This is a genomic window from Pseudomonas rubra (genome assembly GCF_028656935.1).
Classification (GTDB): Bacteria; Pseudomonadota; Gammaproteobacteria; order Pseudomonadales; family Pseudomonadaceae; genus Aquipseudomonas; species Aquipseudomonas rubra.
Genome location: NZ_JAMDGZ010000015.1, coordinates 52,888 through 71,852, shown reverse-complemented (window position 1 = coordinate 71,852; position 18,965 = coordinate 52,888). Strand labels below are relative to the sequence as shown.

At 62.9% G+C, this 18,965-nt stretch carries 19 protein-coding genes; 5 read left to right on the top strand and 14 right to left on the bottom strand.

Annotated elements, in window-relative coordinates:
- Position 1 precedes the first annotated feature (1 nt).
- From M5G17_RS07640 to M5G17_RS07625, 4 genes are all read right to left on the bottom strand, one after another.
- Positions 2-799: an ABC transporter permease gene (locus M5G17_RS07640; protein ID WP_273892364.1), complete on the bottom strand. Its 798-nt coding sequence runs from the start codon at positions 797-799 to the stop codon at positions 2-4.
- Positions 786-1,619, bottom strand: coding sequence for an ABC transporter permease (locus tag M5G17_RS07635; RefSeq protein ID WP_273892468.1), 834 nt, complete (start codon positions 1,617-1,619; stop codon positions 786-788). The genes M5G17_RS07640 and M5G17_RS07635 overlap by 14 nt, the downstream gene beginning before the upstream one ends.
- A gap of 5 nt (positions 1,620-1,624) precedes the next feature.
- Positions 1,625-2,431 carry an alkaline phosphatase family protein gene (locus M5G17_RS07630; RefSeq protein ID WP_273892363.1) on the bottom strand — a complete coding sequence of 269 codons (807 nt, stop codon included), beginning with the start codon at positions 2,429-2,431 and terminating at the stop codon, positions 1,625-1,627.
- A 133-nt stretch (positions 2,432-2,564) separates the two neighbouring features.
- Positions 2,565-3,629, bottom strand: coding sequence for an ABC transporter substrate-binding protein (locus M5G17_RS07625; RefSeq protein ID WP_273892362.1), 1,065 nt, complete (start codon positions 3,627-3,629; stop codon positions 2,565-2,567).
- Positions 3,630-3,921: 292 nt separating this feature from the next.
- Here M5G17_RS07625 and phnR point away from each other — a divergent pair, with 292 nt between their 5' ends.
- Positions 3,922-4,635 (top strand): phosphonate utilization transcriptional regulator PhnR, encoded by a 714-nt coding sequence (gene phnR / locus M5G17_RS07620; RefSeq protein WP_273892361.1) that lies wholly within the window; start codon positions 3,922-3,924, stop codon positions 4,633-4,635.
- Here phnR and M5G17_RS07615 read toward each other — a convergent pair.
- From M5G17_RS07615 to minC, 7 genes are all read right to left on the bottom strand, one after another.
- Positions 4,632-6,791, bottom strand: a complete 2,160-nt coding sequence (locus tag M5G17_RS07615; protein WP_273892360.1) for a mechanosensitive ion channel family protein — start codon at positions 6,789-6,791, stop codon at positions 4,632-4,634. The genes phnR and M5G17_RS07615 overlap by 4 nt on opposite strands.
- Before the next feature lie 48 nt (positions 6,792-6,839).
- Positions 6,840-7,004, bottom strand: coding sequence for a hypothetical protein (locus M5G17_RS07610; RefSeq protein ID WP_273892359.1), 165 nt, complete (start codon positions 7,002-7,004; stop codon positions 6,840-6,842).
- Between the two features lie 123 nt (positions 7,005-7,127).
- Entirely contained in the window at positions 7,128-8,417 is a 1,290-nt protein-coding gene (locus tag M5G17_RS07605) for a M18 family aminopeptidase (RefSeq protein ID WP_273892358.1), read from the bottom strand.
- A 148-nt stretch (positions 8,418-8,565) separates the two neighbouring features.
- Positions 8,566-9,201, bottom strand: coding sequence for an RluA family pseudouridine synthase (locus tag M5G17_RS07600; RefSeq protein WP_130265802.1), 636 nt, complete (start codon positions 9,199-9,201; stop codon positions 8,566-8,568).
- Between the two features lie 109 nt (positions 9,202-9,310).
- Complete coding sequence (gene minE / locus M5G17_RS07595; protein ID WP_010224188.1) at positions 9,311-9,565, bottom strand: cell division topological specificity factor MinE; 255 nt, start codon at positions 9,563-9,565, stop codon at positions 9,311-9,313.
- 3 nt (positions 9,566-9,568) lie between these two features.
- The gene (gene minD / locus M5G17_RS07590; protein WP_045195453.1) at positions 9,569-10,381 is read right to left on the bottom strand and encodes a septum site-determining protein MinD; all 813 of its coding nucleotides are present in this window, start codon (positions 10,379-10,381) and stop codon (positions 9,569-9,571) included.
- 96 nt (positions 10,382-10,477) lie between these two features.
- Positions 10,478-11,236 (bottom strand): septum site-determining protein MinC, encoded by a 759-nt coding sequence (minC, locus tag M5G17_RS07585; protein ID WP_420793389.1) that lies wholly within the window; start codon positions 11,234-11,236, stop codon positions 10,478-10,480.
- 112 nt (positions 11,237-11,348) lie between these two features.
- On the opposite strand from minC, the gene M5G17_RS07580 reads away from it, so the two are divergent.
- Positions 11,349-12,281 (top strand): lipid A biosynthesis lauroyl acyltransferase, encoded by a 933-nt coding sequence (locus M5G17_RS07580; RefSeq protein WP_273892356.1) that lies wholly within the window; start codon positions 11,349-11,351, stop codon positions 12,279-12,281.
- Between the two features lie 79 nt (positions 12,282-12,360).
- The gene (locus M5G17_RS07575; RefSeq protein ID WP_273892355.1) at positions 12,361-13,518 is read left to right on the top strand and encodes a patatin-like phospholipase family protein; all 1,158 of its coding nucleotides are present in this window, start codon (positions 12,361-12,363) and stop codon (positions 13,516-13,518) included.
- 6 nt (positions 13,519-13,524) lie between these two features.
- Here the strand turns inward: M5G17_RS07575 and M5G17_RS07570 are convergent, their stop codons facing one another.
- Both M5G17_RS07570 and M5G17_RS07565 read right to left on the bottom strand, forming a co-directional pair.
- Entirely contained in the window at positions 13,525-14,328 is an 804-nt protein-coding gene (locus M5G17_RS07570; RefSeq protein ID WP_273892354.1) for an MlaA family lipoprotein, read from the bottom strand.
- Positions 14,321-15,619: a serine/threonine protein kinase gene (locus M5G17_RS07565; RefSeq protein WP_273892353.1), complete on the bottom strand. Its 1,299-nt coding sequence runs from the start codon at positions 15,617-15,619 to the stop codon at positions 14,321-14,323. The genes M5G17_RS07570 and M5G17_RS07565 overlap by 8 nt, the downstream gene beginning before the upstream one ends.
- A gap of 242 nt (positions 15,620-15,861) precedes the next feature.
- On the opposite strand from M5G17_RS07565, the gene M5G17_RS07560 reads away from it, so the two are divergent.
- The gene (locus tag M5G17_RS07560) at positions 15,862-16,218 is read left to right on the top strand and encodes a hypothetical protein (RefSeq protein ID WP_273892352.1); all 357 of its coding nucleotides are present in this window, start codon (positions 15,862-15,864) and stop codon (positions 16,216-16,218) included.
- 59 nt (positions 16,219-16,277) lie between these two features.
- Here M5G17_RS07560 and M5G17_RS07555 read toward each other — a convergent pair whose 3' ends face one another.
- Positions 16,278-17,834 (bottom strand): glycoside hydrolase family 17 protein, encoded by a 1,557-nt coding sequence (locus M5G17_RS07555; protein WP_273892351.1) that lies wholly within the window; start codon positions 17,832-17,834, stop codon positions 16,278-16,280.
- Positions 17,835-18,036: 202 nt separating this feature from the next.
- Between M5G17_RS07555 and M5G17_RS07550 the strand changes: the two genes are divergently transcribed.
- Positions 18,037-18,885: a glycine betaine ABC transporter substrate-binding protein gene (locus M5G17_RS07550; protein ID WP_273892350.1), complete on the top strand. Its 849-nt coding sequence runs from the start codon at positions 18,037-18,039 to the stop codon at positions 18,883-18,885.
- Positions 18,886-18,965: the final 80 nt, after the last annotated feature.

Here is an 18,965-nt window from a genome sequence, read left to right as displayed (position 1 = left end):
ATCAGGACTTGTCCTTGTTCAGGCGGTTGGCGGCCCAGGTCAGCACCAGCACGAAGAGGAAATAGGAAACCACCAGGGCACTGTTGAAGTGGCCACTGCTGTTGCGCATGTTGTTGAGGTACACCTGCAGGGTTTCGTAGCGGGTGCCGACCAGCAGGTTGGCGAACACGAACTCGCCGAACAGGAACGAGAACGACAGCAGCAGGGCGACCATCAGTCCCTTGCGCAGGTTCGGCAGCACCACCAGAAAGGCGGCCTGGAAGGTGCTGGCGCCGAGCAGTTGGGCCGCGTCCATCAAGTCGCGCAGGTTGATCGCCTGCAGGTTGTTGGTGATCGCCCGGTACATGAACGGCAGGGCCACGGTGAAGTAGCAGCCGATCAGAATCCACGGCGTACCGACCATGGCCATGGGCCCGGAGCCATACAGCTGCAGCAGGCCCACTGACGACACCACCGGCGGCACCGCAAAGGGCAGCAGGATCAGAATGTTCATCAGCGCGTCGAGCCGCGGAAAGTGGTAATGCACCACGAACAGCAGCGGCAAGATCAGCAGCACCGACAGTAGCAGGGCGCCGACGCAGACCAGCAGTGACTGGCCGAACGCGGCAAGAAAACGCGGGTCGCTCCACAGTGCCAGGTACCATTTGAAGGTCAGGCCACTGGGCAGCAGGGTGGCCGACCAACTGGTGGCCAGCGAGTAGAGCAGGGTGCCGGCCAGCGGCAGCAGGAGGATGATGAACAGCAGGTAGACCACCAGGCGGTGGTACAGCGGCGAAGTGCCCGGTTCAGCGCGCGACATGGTAGCTCCGCTTCAAAAGCCATTGATGGACAACGGTCACCAGGGTCATCAGCCCGACCAGGATGACCGCCAGGGCGCTGGCCAGGTTCGGGTCCAGCGAGATGTCGCCGGCCACCAGCGCGGCGATGCGGATCGGCAGTACGTTAAAGTTACCGGTGGTCAGCGCATACACCGTGGCGTAAGCGCCCAGGGCGTTGGCCAGAAGGATCACGAAGGTGCCCAGCAGCGCTGGTGTCAGCACGGGCAGGCCGATCAGTCGCCAGTATTGCCAGGCGTTGGCGCCCAGCAGCTCGGCCGACTCGCGCCAGTCTTCGCGCAGGGCGTCGAAGGCCGGGTACAGCAGCAGAACGCCCAGCGGGATCTGGAAATAGGTGTAGAGGATGATCAGGCCGGTCTTGGAGTAGAGGTTGAAGTCTTCGATGATCCCGGCCTGCTTGAGCAGCAGGGTCAACGCGCCGTTAAAGCCGAGCAGGATGATGAAGGCGAAGGCCAGCGGTACCCCGGAGAAGTTGCTGGTCATGTTGGCGAAGGCGTTGACGAAGTCGCGCAGGCGCGAGTCGACCCGGCGCAACGAGTAGCTGCCGAGGATCGCGATCAGGATGCCGAACAGGCTCGACCAGAAGCTGATTTCCAGGCTGTGCTGGATCGCCTGGCGGTAGAACTTCGAATTGAACACCTTGCTGAAGTTGTCCAGGCCCCAGCTCGATTCCACCTGCACGCTGTGGAGCATGACCCAGGCCAGCGGGGCGATCTGGAAGATGATGAAAAACACTGCGAAAGGCAGCAGGCAGAGCAGGGCCAGCCATTTGCCGCGCTTGATCGAATTCACTTGAGCAGCTCCCGGCAGACCGGTTTGTCGTGAGGCACGCCGAGCAGTTCGCAGAGGGTGCCGCACAGTTCGGTTTGCAGCGGCTTGGCGGCGGGGTCGAGGCTGAACGCCTCACCGAAGACAAACAGCGGTACTTCACGCTCTTCGGCCAGCAGACCGTTGTGCGAGCGGTCGTTGTTCATGCCGTGGTCGGCGGTGACCAGGACCTGGTAACCCTCTTCGAGCCAGGTGCGCAGGTAGTCGGCCAGGAGGATATCGGCGCTGCGCGCGCTGTTGCGGTACTGGCTGCTGTCCAGGCCATGGCGGTGGCCGGCGTCGTCGATGTTCATCGGGTGCACCAGGAGGAAGTTCGGTGCATGACGGCGGCGCAGGTACTCAGCGTCGGCGAACAGGTGCGAATCCGGGTAATGGTCGGCGTAGTAGAACAGCCCGTGCTGGATCGGCAGCTTGGGGGCATGGGTGTGACGGTCACGCAGCGGGTCGAAGGGCGAGCGGTTGTACAGCTCGCTGATCCAGTGATAAGCCGCCGCTGCCGTGCCCAGACCGGCTTCGCGGGCGTAGTGGAACACGCTGCGCTGGTTGGACAGGCGATTGACGTTGTTATGGACGATGCCGCTGTCGATCGGGGCGACGCCGGTGAGGATGCATTCGTACAGCGGCCGCGACAATGACGGCAGCTCGCATTCGAGCCGGTACAGCGCGGCGCGGTCGGCTTCGACATAGGCGTGCAGATGGCCCATGGCGTGGTGCGCGACCTGATGGTTGAGGCCATCGAGCAGGACCAGGATGACGTTGTGGTTCATAGGGACTCCGCAATTGTGGCTGACCTCATCGCTGGCAAGCCAGCTCCCACAGGTACTGCATACTCCGGACCTTGTGGGAGCTGGCTTGCCAGCGATTGGGGGCTGCAGGGGCTGCCTGACACCCCCAAACAGATCACTCCATCTCGATGATCACTTGCTCCTGCCACTTCTGCGGCAGTGCCTTGGAGGTCGCTTCCCACGCTGCTGCATCCTTGATCGGCTGTACGGCCTTGTATTGCTCGTTAGGCAGCAGCTTGGCCTGTACATCGGCCGGCAGTTTCAGGTGCTCGGCACGGATCGGCCGGGCGTGCCCCTTGGCCAGGTTGATCTGCCCGGCATCGCTGAAGATGTACTCGCGGGTCAGCTTGGCGGCGTTGGGGTTTTTCGCGTACTTGTTGATGATGGTGGTGTAGCCGGAAATCACCGAGCCGTCAGACGGGATCAACACTTCGAAGCGGCTCGGGTCGATCTGCTGGCGGTAGCTCAGGCCGTTGAAGTCCCAGACCACGCCGACTTCGATTTCGCCCTTCTCCAGGGTCTGGATAGTCGGGTTGGCCAGCGACAGGCGCTTCTGCTGCGCCAGCTTGGTGAACAGTTGCAGGCCCGGTTCGATGTTCTTCTCGTCGCCCTTGTAGGCAATGGCGGCGGCCAGCACACCGTTGGCGGCCTGGGCGGCGGTACCGACGTCACCGATGGCGACCTTGTACTTGCCCTTTTCCAGGTCATGCCAGGTTTTCGGCATGTCGGCTTCCTTCACCAACTGCTTGTTGATGATGAAGGCGATGGTGCCGGTATAGGCCAGGGCCCAGTGGCCGTCCTTGTCCTTGGCCCAGTCCGGGACCTGCTCCCAGGTGCTTGGCTTGTACGGCTGGGTCACGCCCTTGGCCACGGCGATCGGGCCGAAGGCGGCGCCGACGTCACCGATGTCGGCACTGGCGTTGTCTTTTTCGGCATCGAACTTGGCTACTTCCTGGGCCGAGCTCATGTCGGTGTCCATGTGCTTGAGGCCGTATTTTTTCGCAAGGTCCTCCCAGGTGCCTTTCCAGTTGGCCCAGGCATCGGGCATGCCCACGCTGTTGACCGTGCCTTCCTTGCGGGCGGCGTCCTCAAGGGCCGCAAGGTCAGTGTCGGCGGCCATGGCCGCTGTGCAGAAAGCGATACTCGAGCCTAACAGTGACGCCAGAAAAAGCTGTTTCATCCGAAGCTCCTTGATGGGTGCCGTGCAAAACGCAAAAGGTGTTGTTGGACGTTGTTGCGGTTCGGTTGGTCTAGGTCAGCAATACCTGAGCCAAGGTAGGCCTGTTGCATGACAATTTGATGTCCAGGCTCGCTGCCGGCCAGGGTTTTCGCCCCTGAAAATCAAGCGTAGACCACCCTGGCTGTCATCTGGCATTCATCTGAGTTGCCTAGGCTTGCACTATTCTCATAGCCCTGAAGGCGCCAATTGGGTGCGTTTGCGGAGCTGGACTAGTCCAGATAGGTAACCTTTGATGCAGCCACTGCCACAGCGTGCAGTAACAGCCATCTGTCATGCCCTGCAGGAGCAGATCGAACACGGCCTGTTGTCGCCCGGCTGCAAACTGCCGGCCGAACGCAAGCTTAGCGAGGTGTTCGACACCACGCGCATCACCCTGCGTGAGGCGCTGGTGCAACTGGAGGCCCGTGGGCTGATTTACCGCGAGGAGCGGCGCGGCTGGTTTGTCGCGCCGCAGCGCCTGACCTACGACCTGATCGAGCGCAGCCACTTTCACGCCATGGTCCGCGCCCAGGGCCGCGAGGCGCGCACCGAGCTGCTGTCGGCGCGCCTGCTGCCAGCGGCGGCATCGGTGTGCGCACGGTTGCAACTGGCGCCGCTGTCGAGCGTGATCCAGATCTGCCGGCTACGGCGAATCGACGGGCGTGCGGTGCTGTATGCCGAGCACTACCTGAACCCGGAGTACTTCCCCGGCATTCTTGAGCACGACTTGAGCCGGTCGCTGACCGAGCTGTATGCCGGCCATTACGGCATCGAGTACGGCCGCGTGCGCTTCGAGATTTTGCCGACTGCCTTGCCAGTGGCTGCGGCGTTGGCGCTCAAGGTCTCGGCTGGCAGCCCCGGGCTGCACATCACCCGGATCAACAGCGACCAGCACGGGCGGCTGATCGACTGTGACCTGGAGTATTGGCGCCATGATGCGATTCGCATCAAGGCCGAAGCTGGTTAGGCCTTGGGCGGGCTTTCGCTGAACGGCGTGCTGGCGTCGGCGGTGATGACCTGCACACTCAGGCGCGGAGTGGCCAGGTCCAGGCCAGCCTCATCGAGCTGACGCTTGAGCGCCAGGTTGAACGCCCGCGACACTTCCCACTGCTTGATCGGCGCGGTTTTGAAACGTGCGCGCAGAATCGCCGAGCCCGACTCGAAACTCTCCACGCCCTGCAGCTCCAGCGGCGACCAGATATTGCGGCGCATCAACGGATCGTTGCGCATCTTCTGCCCGACATCGCGGATCAGGCTGATCGCCTGGTCGATGTTCATGCTGTGCGGAATGGCCACCCGAAAGATCGCGTAGCCGAACTCGCGGGAGTAGTTCTTGATGCTTTTGATTTCGCTGAACGGAATGGTGTGGACGATACCGTCGATATCGCGCAGGCGCACGGTGCGGATGGTCAGGCCCTCGACCGTGCCCAGGTGGCCGCCGACATCGACGTAGTCGTCGATGGCCAGGGAATCTTCAATGATGATGAACAGCCCGGTGATCAGGTCGGCGACCAGCGACTGCGCGCCAAAACCGATGGCCAGGCCGATGACACCGGCACCCGCCAGCAACGGGGTGACGTTCATGCCCATGTTGGCCAGGGCGACGATCACCGCGATGATGAAAATCGCCACGAACAGCACGTTGCGGATCAGCGGCATCATGGTTTGTGCGCGGGCATTGGCCAGGCCTTTGCGCGAGCGGGTGAGGGCGTGGTGCACGGCGGTATCGGCGAGGATCCACACCAGCCAGGCGGCGATCAGGGTGCCAGCCAGGCCAAGCAGTCGCACCGCCACTTCATGGCCTTCGCCTTCGGCAAAACCGATCAGCGAAAAGCCCCAGACGCGCAGGCCCAGTTCGATGAACACCAGCCAGATAACCAGGTGCACCAGGGTGTAGCTGAAGCTCTTCAAGCGTTCCGAGTACACCGCCTGGCGGCGGTTGGCCCGCTGCGGCTTGAGTGCATGGCGACGGACCAGGCCATTGATGACCATGCACAGAATCACCAGCACCGTGCACATCAGCGACTGGCGCAGGGCAGTGCTGGTGTCGCCGGCGGAAATGAACGTGGCGAACAGCGAGATCGCCACCAGCACCAGCGCGGGCAGGTACCAGAAGGTGCCGAGGATTTCGATGGTGTCGCTCAGCGCCCGTCGGGTCAGGCGCCGGGACAGCGGCTGGTTGCGGATCAGGTGGGCGATAGGGCGGCGAAAACGCAGGATGAACAGCCCGGTGGACAGCCCGGCAAGGATGTTGGCCAGGGTCGCCAGGGTGTGCGCAAGGTGATCACCCAGGGCGCTGGCCATGCGCGGATCGTTCATGGCCTCGCCAAAGGCGGCGAAGCTGCCGATCAGCCACAGCGGGCGAAACGCCTGGTGGCGAAGAATGTGCAAGGCGCGGTGGCGGTGCGGGCCGTCGAGCAGAGAGAAGGCGATGACGCAGATCGCCGAGAAGCAGGTGCCGACCACCAGCGCATAAGCCAGGACCATCGCCATCGACTTGCCCAGGGACGAGGGCAGGGCGAAGCTCAGGTACACGGTGATCACCAGCGCGACCAACCAGGGCCCGAGCTTGCGCAGGGCGAAGCGCACCAGGTCCCAGGTGCGCGGATGCTGCGGCAGTTCTTCGGTGAGGCCAAAGCGCAGGCGTAGCTGGTGGCCAGCCCAGTTCAGGGCATAGGCCAGCAGGCTCCAGAGGGCGATGATCGCGGCAAAGCCAAACAGGATTGGCGGCCATTCGTGCCAGGGCACCAGGCGGGCGTCGAACTCGATCTGCGCCAGTTCCAGTTCGCGGCTCCAGCGATTGAAGGGGCTGGCCTCGCCACTGAACTGTTTCTCCAGCTCGTTGAAGGTGCTGCCGATCAGGCCCAGCACACCTTGCTCGACGCTGGGTTGCGCCTGCTTGCTGCTATCGCGCAGTTTTTTCAGGTCGGCCAGCAGTTTGCTGCGTTGCTGGTCGTTCTCCAGAGTCTTGATCACCTCGTCCAGCGACTGGCCCAGGGGTTCTGTGGCTTCAGGCTGCGCCTTGCCGCCGCCACCGAGCAAGCCCGGCAAGCCTGCGGCGTGCGCCGGGGCAACGAAGAGCAAAGGCAGGAGCAACAGAACAACGCGGAAAAAGGCAGGCACCGGACAATCAACCTCAAAACGATCAATCGCCCGAGTGTAGTGTATTTGTCAGTTGAGTTTCTCGAGGATCTTCCAGCACATGATGCCAATCATGCCCAGGGTGCCGATCCACATCATCAGCACGCCGATATTGCGATCGCGCAGGTTGAAGCCCACGGTCAGCAGGATCAGGCCGGCGATGACCGGAAGGAACAGGGATGAGAAGGCTGACATGCGGCAAGGTCCTTGTGCTTGAGAGTTATGGCTCAAGCATAGCGGGATTCGCCGGGCAGGGGGTTGATCGGGGTCAGGCCCGCTCCCACAGTGTAGGAGCGGGCTTGCCCCGCGATGCGTGCGTCAAGGCAAATCGCGACTGCGATAGAACGCCGTCAGCACCTTGACCAGGTGTGCCAGGTCATGGCTGCCGCACAGTTCGCGAATCGAGTGCATGGCGAAGGTCGGCAGGCCGATATCGACGGTGCGTACGCCCAGGTGGCTGGCGGTGATCGGGCCGATGGTCGAGCCGCAGCCCATGTCGCTGCGCACCACGAAGCTCTGCACCGGCACTTCCTCGGCCATGCACAGGTGGCGGAAGAACCCGGCGGTTTCGCTGTTGGTGGCGTAGCGCTGGTTGTTGTTGACCTTGATCACCGGGCCGGCATTGAGCTTGGGCCCGTGGTTGCCGTCGTGTTTGTCGGCGTAGTTGGGGTGCACGCCGTGGGCGTTGTCGGCCGAAACCAGCAGCGAGCGCTGGATGGCCCGGACGAAGTCGTCACCCTCAGGCAGCAGGCGGCGCAGGGTTTGCTCGAGCATCGGGCCGTCGGCGCCACAGGCTGAGCAGGAGCCGACCTCTTCGTGGTCGTTGCATACCAGTACGCAGGTTTCATCGCTGTCAGCGCTCAGCAGCGCCTGTAGGCCGGCATAGCAGGACAGCAGGTTGTCCAGGCGCGCGCCAGCGATGAATTCGCCATGCAAGCCGATCAGGGCGGCGCTCTGGGTGTCGTAGAAGCTCAGCTCGTAGTCCAGCACCACGTCGGCGTTCAGGCCGTGTTCGCGGGCCAGTTGCTCGGTGAGCAGGGCGCGAAAGTCCACGCGCTCGTCACCGGCGACCTGGGCCAGGATCGGCGGCAGCTCGGTCTGCGGATTGATCGTCCAACCTTCGTTGGCGGTGCGGTTGAGGTGGATCGCAAGGTTTGGAATCACCGCGATCGGCAGCTTGAAGTCGACCAGCTGGCTTTCAACCTTGCCGTCACGGCGGAAGGTTACCCGCCCGGCCAGCGACAGGTCACGGTCGAACCACGGTGCGAGCAGGGCGCCGCCGTAGACTTCCACGCCCAGTTGCCAGAAACCCTGGCGCTGCAGTTCGGGCTGCGGCTTGACCCGCAGGCACGGGCTGTCGGTGTGGGCGCCGACCAGGCGGATACCGTCGAGCAACGGCGAGTGACGGCCGAGCTTGAAGGCGATGATCGAGGAATCGTTGCGGGTCAGGTAGTAGCGACCGCCGGCCACGGTGGCCCAGCTGTCGCGCTCGTCCAGGCGCTGGTAACCGGCGGCATCGAGGCGCTGAGCCAGGGCGGCGGTGGCATGGAACGGCGTAGGGGAGGCCTTGAGGAAGTCGATCAGGCCTTGATTCAGTGCATCGCGCATAGGTCACTCCAGACAGCAGTGGCGCGAGTTTAGCCTAGTTGGCTGGGGATTTGTGTGGTCCCAATCGCTGGCAAGCCAGCTCCCACAAGGTCTGATGTGTGCAGTACCTGTGGGAGCTGGCTTGCCAGCGATTGGGGGCGACGCGTTCTTAGAACGGCGCCGGACACTCGAAGCGCAGGCGCTCACCGCTAACCGGATGGGTAAAGCTCAGCATGCTCGCATGCAGGCACAGCCGCTCATGGGCCGCCAGCGCCTCAGGATAGGCATACAGGCGATCACCCAGCAGCGGATGACCGATCGACAGCATGTGCACGCGCAACTGATGCGAGCGCCCGGTGATCGGCGTCAGCTCGACCCGGCAATGATCGCCACAGCGCTCGACGATGCGCCAGAAGGTCAGGGCATGCTTGCCCTGTTCATGGTCGACCACGTGCCGCGGCTTGGTTGGCGGGTCATAGCGCAGCGGCAGGTCGATGCTGCCGCTGTCCAGCGCCGGTTGGCCCCAGCACAAGGCGGTATAGGCTTTCTCGGTCTCGCGGTCGTGAAACTGCCGCGACAGCTCGCGGTGGCTGTCGGCGTCGCGGGCCAGGAGGATGATCCCCGAGGTTTCCCAGTCAAGTCGATGGACGATCAGGGCGTCGGGGTAGCCGTTTTCCTGCAGGCGGGTGATCAGGCAATCCTTGTTGTCTTCGGCCCGGCCTGGCACGGACAGCAGCAGGGTCGGCTTGTTGATCACCAGGATGGCGGCATCTTCATGCAGGATGTGAACGTTGGACAGCGGCATTGCGTGTTCCAAAAACAGGTAGGAGCGGGCTTGCCCCGCGATAGCGATGGGTCAGTCACATCGCTATCGCGGGGCAAGCCCGCTCCCACAGGTGGTCCCTAGGTGCCGATCAGCGATCGGGCAGGGTGATGTTGAGTTCCAGGATCGAGCAGCTGCCCTGGTTTTCCAGAGCGACCTGCACATCATCGGAGCCGATGTTGACGTACTTGCGGATCACTTCCACCAGTTCCTTCTGCAGGGCTGGCAGGTAGTCCGGAGTACTGCGCTGACCGCGCTCGTGCGCCACGATGATCTGTAGACGCTCTTTCGCGACCGAGGCGGTGCTTACTTTTTTGCTGGCACGAAAGAAGTCAAAAAGGTTCATTGGTTAGTTGCCTCCAAACAGGCGCTCGAAGAATCCCTTCTTCTTCACATCAAGGAACCGATGTTCCACGTTTTTGCCCAGCAGACGGTCAACGGTATCGCTATAGGCCTGGCCAGCGTCGCTCTGGTCGTCAAGGATCACCGGCACGCCCTGGTTGGATGCCTTGAGCACCGCCTGGGATTCGGGGATCACGCCCAGCAGGGCCACCGAGAGGATTTCCTTGACGTCTTCGACGCCGAGCATTTCGCCCTGGCTGACGCGCTCCGGGTGGTAGCGGGTGATCAGCAGGTGTTCCTTGATCGGGTCTTCGTTGCGTTCGGCGCGGCGCGATTTGCTCGCCAGCAGGCCCAGCATACGGTCCGAGTCACGTACCGAGGAGACTTCCGGGTTGGTCACGACGATCGCTTCGTCAGCGAAGTACATGGCCAGGTGGGCGCCTTTCTCGATACCGGCCGGTGAGTCGCAGACCACGTATTCGAAGTCTTCTTTGAGCTGCATCAGGACCTTTTCCACGCCTTCCTGGGTCAGCGCGTCCTTGTCACGGGTCTGGCTTGCGGCCAGCACGTACAGGTTCTCAAGGCGCTTGTCCTTGATCAGTGCCTGCTGCAGGTTGGCTTCGCCGTTGACCACGTTGACGAAGTCGTACACCACGCGGCGTTCGCAGCCCATGATCAGGTCGAGGTTACGCAGGCCGACGTCGAAGTCGACAATGACAGTCTTGTGCCCGCGCAGTGCGAGGCCGGTACCAATAGCGGCGCTGGTGGTGGTCTTACCCACACCACCCTTGCCGGATGTAACCACGAGAATCTTGGCCAAGGTGTTTCACCCCTAAAGAAAAGGACGTCGAGTCCCAAAAATACAAAAAACGGCAACATTGAAAAAAGTTGCGCAGAAAATGGTGGCAAGTATCCGTTAAAGGCGGGTGATGTTCAACACGTCACCGGACAGGCTGACCTGCACCCCGGCCCCCCACAGCGGATCGCGGCGCAGGTCTTCGGAGACCTTGTATTGCCCGGCGATCGAGACCATCTCGGCGGTCAGCTGCTGGCAGAAGATCCGTGCCCGGGTATTGCCTTTGATCCCGGCCAGTGCCCGCCCACGCATTGCACCGTACACATGGATGTTGCCATCGGCGAGAAGTTCCGCACCCGGGCTTACCGACGACACCACCACCAGATCGCCCCCTTGAGCGTAGATCTGCTGGCCACCACGTACCGGCGTGGTGATGATCTTGGTCGGGCGGATGGCCGGCTCCGGCGCCACTACGGGTGCGGGTGCAGGCTCGGGCTTTTTCACTTCCGGCTCCGGCTCCAGTGCTCGCTCACGGGCGCCGGACGGTGGCAGCACCGGCAGGTCGATGGCGATTGCCGCGGCAATGTCTTCGATACGGCTGGCGCGGATCGCCAGGGTGCGCAGGCCGTGGTGGCGGCAGACGCGCATCAGTCCGGGCAGATCGACCGCGCCTTCACCGGCCGGCAGCTTGTCCAGGGCCAGCACCAGCGGGGTGTTGCTGAAGAAATTCGGTGCCTGGGCGACCTTGGCCGCCAACTGCCGGTCGAGGCCTTCGAGGTTGTTCCGGGCAAGCTCGAGCACGGTTATGGCGAGCATGCTGCCCTTGAGCTGGAACACGGGGTCTTGGTCTGGCGTTTGGGTTTGGCTCATGGTCTGCATTAGGGCGGCTTGTTACGAAAAAGTGCTCAGACTTATAACGAGAACACCGGTTGGCCGCAACCCGTGCCGAACCGTTGTAGAATGCCCGGCCCTTGTCTTTCCGGAATCTTTAATGGATCGCCCGCGTTTTCGTCGTTACTTCCTGCACCCGCGCTTCTGGCCGCTATGGCTGGGCCTGGGCCTGCTGTGGCTGATCATACAGCTGCCGTACCCGGCATTGCTGGCGCTCGGCCGTGCCCTGGGGGCGCTGATGTACCGGGTGGCCGGCGAGCGCCGCTCTATTGCGGCGCGTAACCTTGAGCTGTGCTTCCCCGAGCTACCGTCCGTCGAACGGCAGCGTCTGCTCAAGGAAAATTTCGCCTCCACCGGCATCGCCTTCTTCGAAATGGCCATGAGCTGGTGGTGGCCAAAGGCCCGTCTGGCGCAGCTGGCGCACATCGAAGGGCTGGAACACCTGCAGGCCGCGCAGCGTGATGGTCAGGGGGCGATCCTCATGGCCCTGCACTTCACCACCCTGGAAATCGGCGCCGCCTTGCTGGGCCAGGAACACACCATTGACGGGATGTACCGCGAACACGGCAACCCGGTGTTCGATTTCATCCAGCGCCGGGGGCGCGAGCGGCACAACCTCGACTCGCTGGCGGTAGAGCGCGAAGATGTGCGCGGCATGCTCAAGTTGCTGCGCGCCGGGCGCGCCATCTGGTATGCACCGGATCAGGACTATGGCGCCAAGCAGAGCCTGTTCGTGCCGTTGTTTGGCATCGAGGCGGCGACCGTCACCGCCACCACTAAATTTGCCCGGCTGGGCAAGGCCCGGGTGATCCCTTTCACCCAGCAGCGTCTGGCCGATGGCAGCGGTTACCGGCTGGTGATTCATCCGCCGCTTGCGGACTTCCCCGGCGAGAGCGAAGAGGCCGATTGCCTGCGCATCAACCAGTGGATCGAAGCGGCGCTGCGCGAATGCCCGGAGCAGTACCTGTGGGCGCATCGGCGCTTCAAGTCGCGCCCGCCCGGTGCACCGAAGCTCTACGAAAAGCGGCGTTGAGGCTATCGCGGGGGTGAGGTGACCTCTGTGGGAGCGGGCTTGCCCCGCGAAGAATTCACCCAATATCCAGGAAGGTAAAATGGCTGAACCTGTCACCGGCTTGATCCTCTCCGGCGGTGGTGCCCGCGCCGCCTACCAGGTCGGTGTGCTGGCTGGCATCGCCGACCTGTTGCCGCCCGGTGCGGTCAACCCCTTCCCGGTGATCGTCGGCACCTCGGCTGGCGCGATCAATGCCGTGACCCTGGCCAGTGGCGCCATGCACTTTGCTGACGCGATCCGCCGCCTGACCAGTTTCTGGCAGGGCTTTCGCAGTCATCAGGTGCTGCGCAGCGACTGGCCTGGGGTCATCCGCCAGGCCAGCCGGTTTGTCGGTCACAGCCTGCTCGGCCTCGGTGCACCAGTGCCGGTGGCGCTGCTCGACAGCTCGCCGTTGCGCAAACTGCTCACCCAGCACCTGGACTTGAACGGTATCGGCCACGCCATCGAGCAGCAGCACCTGCGCGCTGTAGCGGTGACGGCCTTCGGTTACGAATCCGGCCAGGCGGTGACCTTCTATCAGGGCAAAGGCGCCATCGACCCCTGGCTGCGTCACCGGCGCATCGGCTTGCCCACCGACCTTCGCATCGAACACCTGCTGGCAAGCTCGGCGATCCCCTTGTTGTTCGCCCCGGTCAAGCTGGGTGAAGAGTTCTTCGGCGACGGTGCGGTGCGCCAATCGGCGCCGATCAGCCCGGCGCTGCACCTGGGTGCCAGCCGCGTTCTGGTGGTCGGGGTCAGCGGCAACCCGCAGCGGCCCAACGAGGGCGAGATGCGCCAGCGTATCTTCAGCGGCCAACAACCGAGCCTGGCGCAGATCGGCGGGCACATGCTCAACAGCACCTTCATTGACAGCCTGGAAGACGATATCGAGTTGCTGCAGCGCCTCAACCACCTCAGCCACCTGATGCCCGAGCATCTGGAGCGTCGACGCCTGGGCCTGGCTCCGGTCGAGGTGTTGGTGGTCGCGCCCAGCCAGCCACTGGACGAGATTGCCGCCCGTCACCGGCGAGAGCTGCCTGCGGCCTTGAGGCTGTTCCTGCGTGGGCCGGGGGCGACCAAAACCAGTGGTGCCGGTGTCCTTAGCTATCTGTTGTTCGAAGCCGGCTACTGCAGTGAACTGATCGAGCTCGGGCGCCACGACGCGCTGGCCAAGCGCCGCGAGCTGTGCGGCTTTCTGGGTTTGCCGCCGCCCGGCTGAGGCGCTTTACTCGGCGATTTGCAGCTGGCGTGCCGAGGTGTAGACGTAGCGCACCTTCTCGTACTCGAATGGCGAATTCATCTGGCCATAACGGAATTTGGTGGTGTAGCGCTTGTCGACACCGCGCAGGACCCACAACTCCGGGTGGTTGCTGCTGACCTCGGCAACGTTGAGGAAGTTGATCCAGTTCTCGGCGCTGTAATCCACCACCAGGCCACCGGTATCACGCAGGTTCGACGGGCCGAGGATCGGCAGCATCAGGTACGGGCCGTCGGGTACCCCGTAGAAGCCCAAGGTCTGGCCGAAGTCTTCGCTCTGGTGCGGCAGGCCCATCTTGGTGGCCGGGTCCCACAGGCCGGCGATGCCGACGGTGGTGTTGAGCAGCAGGCGCGCGGTGATCTCCATCGAGCGCTTGCCCTTTAGCTGCAACAGGCTGTTGAGCAGGTTCGGTACATCGCCGACGTTGCTGAAAAAGTTGCTGACGCCAGTACGCACGAAGTGCGGGGTGATGTAGCGGTAGCCACTGACGACCGGCAGGAACACCCATTGGTCGAAGCGGTAGTTGAAGTGATAGATCCGCCGGTTCATCGACTCCAGCGGGTCGTAGATGTTCAGCGCCGCCAGGGTCGAGCGTTCGAACTCGCGCTGGTCCAGGCCCGGGTTGAATTTCAGGGCCTTGAGTGGTTCGGTGAAACCATCGGTGTCCACCGGATCGGCTTCGATGACGCTGGCGCGCGGCGCGGTTTCGTCGGCCGCCTGGGCCAGGCCGCAGGTCAGCAGTGCGCTAATGATCAGTAGGCGTTTAACCACGGAAGAACTCCAGCATGTCGTCGCTGTTGACGCGGTAATTGAGGTTGCCGCAATGGCCGCCGTGAGGGTACAGGGTCAGGCGCTCACCAAACACGCTGCGCAAAAAGCCCAGGTCGCCGGGGCCGAGGATGACGTCGTCGGCGTTGTGCATCACAGCAATTTTCGGACTCTTTTGCAGGTAGTCCTTGAGCGCGTAGAGGCTGACCTGGTCGATCAGTTGCAACAGGCTGCCGCCGTCGGTGCGGGCGCGCCACATGGGGATCACCTGCTCAGTCAGGTAGCAGTCGAAGTCGCATTGCAAGGCACGCTTGAAGAACGGCGTGAGGCTGCTGCTTTCGCTGATCGGGTACTTGGGTGGAATGATCAGGCCGCGGCGGTTGATCAGGTCGGAGGTGAAGGCGATATCGGATGCCGAGAAGCGGAACGACGTGCCGATGACCATCGCCATCTGTTCATTGGACAGGTGCTGGCGCGATTGCTGGAAGTCATAGAGCAGGGCGTCGTTGAGGTCGATGTAGCCCTTCTGCTGGAAGTAGCGGGTCAGCTTGTTGAGTACCAGCTCATAAAAGGTGGTGCTGTTGTTGACACCCTTGACCTCGGTCTGCACCAGCTTGTCGAGGTTGCTGATCGAGGTATAGAGGTTGACCGGCGGGTTGAGCAGCAGCACGCGCTTGAAGTTGAAGCTGCGCCGGGTTTCGTCGAGGTGGCTGACGAAGGCCGCATCCAGGGCGCCTAGGCTGTAGCCGCTAAGGTAGTACTCGCTGACCGGCAGGCGTGGGTGCTGGGCGCGCACGCCCTGCATAACCCGGTAAAGGTCTTCGGCGTCTTCGCTGCTCACCCCGGGGGTGGCATGGCGCGAGGCGGCGGTGATGAAGTCGAAGCTGGTTGGCGACGACAGTTGCACCACGTGGTAGCCGGCCTTGTAGTAAAGCTTTTTCAGGTATTCGTTGATGCTGCTGGAGTAAGGCGCGCCGGTGCCGGCAATCAGGAAGATCAGCGGTGCTTCGTGGTCCTGGCGGGCCAGGCGGTACTTGAGCTTCTTTACCGCCCAGAAGTTGTCGGGCAGGGTGAAGGCCCGCTCCGGACGCATGTTGAGGCTGTAATCGGATTGGTTGATATCGTCGTCGCTGGGGAGTTCCGGGCGCAGCTCTGGCGGCGTCGTGGCGATGGTCGCCTCGAACGGGTTGGTCAACGGGTAGCCATAGCTGGCGGCGTCGATGGTTTGTGCCCAAGCGCACGCACTCGAGATTAGGCCACCCAACAGGGCGGCGAGGCGCAGAGAACGAAGCATGACGGATCCCCAAAAATGCAGCAGCAAAGTGCGTTACGCAGGCTAGGACCATGAGGGCCCCGGCAAAGTTGCCTGGCGCTCCGGCATTTATCGTCCCAGATGTTGCCGCCGTCCGTTGAGGGCTCGCAACAATTGGTTCCATTTGTCTTCAGGATAAAGTAGCTGAGTCCGGCGCTTTTGCCTTGCATAGACGCCCCGGACGATTATGCTTGGCGCCGATTTTCACCTTTCTGGAGTGTCGCATGTCTCGCCGTTTACCGCTGATCGCTTTGCTGGTGTTCCTGCCTGTGTGGCTGGCGGCGAGCTATGGGCTGCGTTACGTGCTGATGGAAGATGCCCATTGGGTGGCGACCTGTGCCGATCAGGCGCAATTGTGGGGCTGCCAGGCACGCTCGGTCATGGGCTTGATGATCCACTTCAGGGTGCTGGCCTGGTCGGCCCTGGGCCTGGCGCTGCTGGCTATGCTGGTGCCGGGGCGCGCAGGCTGGCGCCTGGCAGTGGGCTCAATGGTGTGCGCGATTCCGGCGTTGGTGTTGTATACCGCGAGTATCGCGGTGTTTGCGGTGGTGCTGGCAGGGTTGCGGCTGGTTCGGCGCTAGTTGCTTTATCGCGGGTCAAGCCCGCTCCCACTGTAGGAGCGGGCTTGACCCGCGATTACTTACTGCTGAACCCGGACCCTCAAGCTACGCCACAACGCCGCCACCATCAGCACGCTCACCCCGGCCCAGATCAGCGCCTGCTGGTTGCCCAGCCCTTCCTGCCACAGCTGTGGGCCAATGCCGCCACCGATGATCAACGCCAGCAAGGCCGCTTCGGCCCGACGTGCCACCACCGGTCGCACCAGGTACACCACCGCCGGCAACAGCAAGGCCGGGCTCGGGAAGCTGCGATAACGCGGGTCGAACACCAGCGCCAGCATGCTCACCGCCGCGGCGAAACCAGCCGCCAGCAACCACCAGCCGGCACGCGCTTCAAGCCAGGCAAAAGCACGCTCGCGAAAGCCCTGACGCTGGGACAGTGCCAGCGCAGCATGGGCCAGCACCAGCAGGTTCAGGCCCACCAGCACACTCGCCCATAACCATTCACCGGCAAAGCGGCTGTTGATACGCAGTTGCTCGCCCCACAGGCCCAGGCTGGCCGCGCCTAGCGCTGCCAGCAGCGGTACCAGCAAGGCGCTGCGGGTCCCGCGTACACGGCCTGCCAGCAGCAAGGTAGCGCCGAACAGCACGACACCGGCCCCCAACCACTGTGGCCAGAACGTAAGGTTACTCACCGGCCCCTCGAGAATGCCCTTGTCCTGGCGGTCGGCGTCATACAGGCCCCAATAGCCACCGACGGTCCCTTCACTGGCGCGCTTCCACGGCTGGTCGAACGCTTCGATCAGGTTGTACTTCCAGCCCTGCTGTTCGGCCATGGCGACAAATCCACGAATAAAGCGCGCCTCGTTGACCCGGCTGGGCAGGGCGGTTTCGCGCTGGCGACCTTCGCTCGGCCAGCCCGTCTCACCAATGACAATGTCCTTGGGGGCGAAGCGGTTGCCGAACACCTGGCGGATTTCGCCGACATGCACCAGGGCATCGTCGATGCTCTTGGGATCATCTTCCCAGTAGGGCAGCAGGTGGATGGTCAAAAAATCCACTGTCGGGGCGATTTCGGGGTGCTGCAACCAGAACTCCCAGACATCGGCGTAGGTCACCGGCACGCTGACCTGGCTTTTGACCTGGTTGATCAGCGCCGCCAGTTGCGGGCCGGTGACTTCCTTGCGCAGCAGGGTTTCGTTGCCGACGATCACCGCCGTGACCACATCCGGGTTGGCATTGGCCGAGGCAATCAGAGCCTTGACCTCTTTTTGCGAATCCACCGGGTTGGCGTTGATCCAGGCCCCGAGCATTACCTTCAGGCCATGCTTGCGGGCCAGGTCCGGAATGGCTTCAAGGCCGGTCATCGAGTAAGTACGGATGCATTCGAAGCGCTGGGCGAGCAAGGCCAGGTCGGCGTCCATGCGCGCCGGGCGCAGTTGGAACGGCTGGTCGAACGGCGACTGGTCCTTGTCGAATGGCGTATAGGAGGCGCACTGCAGCTTGTGCGAGGCGCTGGCTGCATCCGCCAGCACCACCGGTTTGCCCAGGCCGTACCACAGCCCTCCGAGGGCAAACAGGCCTAATAGGCAGGCGAACAGGTAGGGTAAGAGCGGAAAGCGCGCAGTCGAGAGCATGGATCGGACCGTCAGGGAGCAAAGCTGTCAATAGTACCTGCAAATGACCCGTGCCAAAGCCTTGGGTGTTGCTTGATGTAACGATCTACGTTGCTGGCGATGTGATGTCGTTTCTCGTTGCCTTGAGGTCGTTACCAGAGCAGGTCAGCGACCATACGCGGTTGATGATGCAGCTTCCGTGACGTGACGAGGGGATGCTTGGATGAAAATGCGACGACTCCTGGGGGTGGGTACCGCCCTGGTAATGGCCATTGGCGCAGGGCATGCGCTGGCCAAGGAAGTGAGCATCGGCTATGTCGATGGCTGGTCCGACAGTGTGGCGACCACCAACGTCGCCGCCGAAGTCATCCGGCAGAAACTCGGCTATGACGTCAAACTTCAGGCCGTGGCCACCGGCATCATGTGGCAGGGGGTGGCCACCGGCAAGCTCGATGCCATGCTCTCGGCCTGGCTGCCGGTAACCCACGGTGAATACTGGACCAAGAACAAGGACAACGTGGTCGACTACGGCCCCAACTTCAAGGACGCCAAGATCGGCCTGATCGTCCCCGAGTACGTCAAGGCGGTTTCCCTTGCCGACCTCAAGAGCGATGACAGCTTCAAGAAGAAAATCGTCGGCATCGACGCAGGCTCCGGGGTCATGCTCAAGACCGACCAAGCGATCAAGGACTACGACCTCACCGGCTACAAGCTGCAGGCCAGCTCTGGCGCTGCGATGACCGCGGAACTGGGTCGCGCCTATGCCAAGCAGCAATCGATCGCGGTGACCGGCTGGGTACCGCACTGGATGTTCGCCAAGTGGAAGCTCAAGTTCCTCGAAGACCCCAAAGGCGTGTATGGCGCCGCTGAAACCGTCAACAGCATCGGCAGCAAGGCGCTGGACACCAAGGCGCCGGACGTGGCGGCGTTCCTGAAGAAGTTCCAGTGGCAGTCCAAGGATGAGATCGGCGAGGTCATGTTGGCCATTCAAGAGGGTGCAAAACCCGAAGCTGCGGCCAAGGACTGGGTGGCCAAGCACCCTGAACGGGTGGCGGAGTGGACCGGCAAGTAAAAGCCTAAGGCTTCTATCTGGCACCTTCCAGGGCCGCGACCGCGAAAACGCTGTCGCGGCCCTTGTCGTTTCGGGCTGTT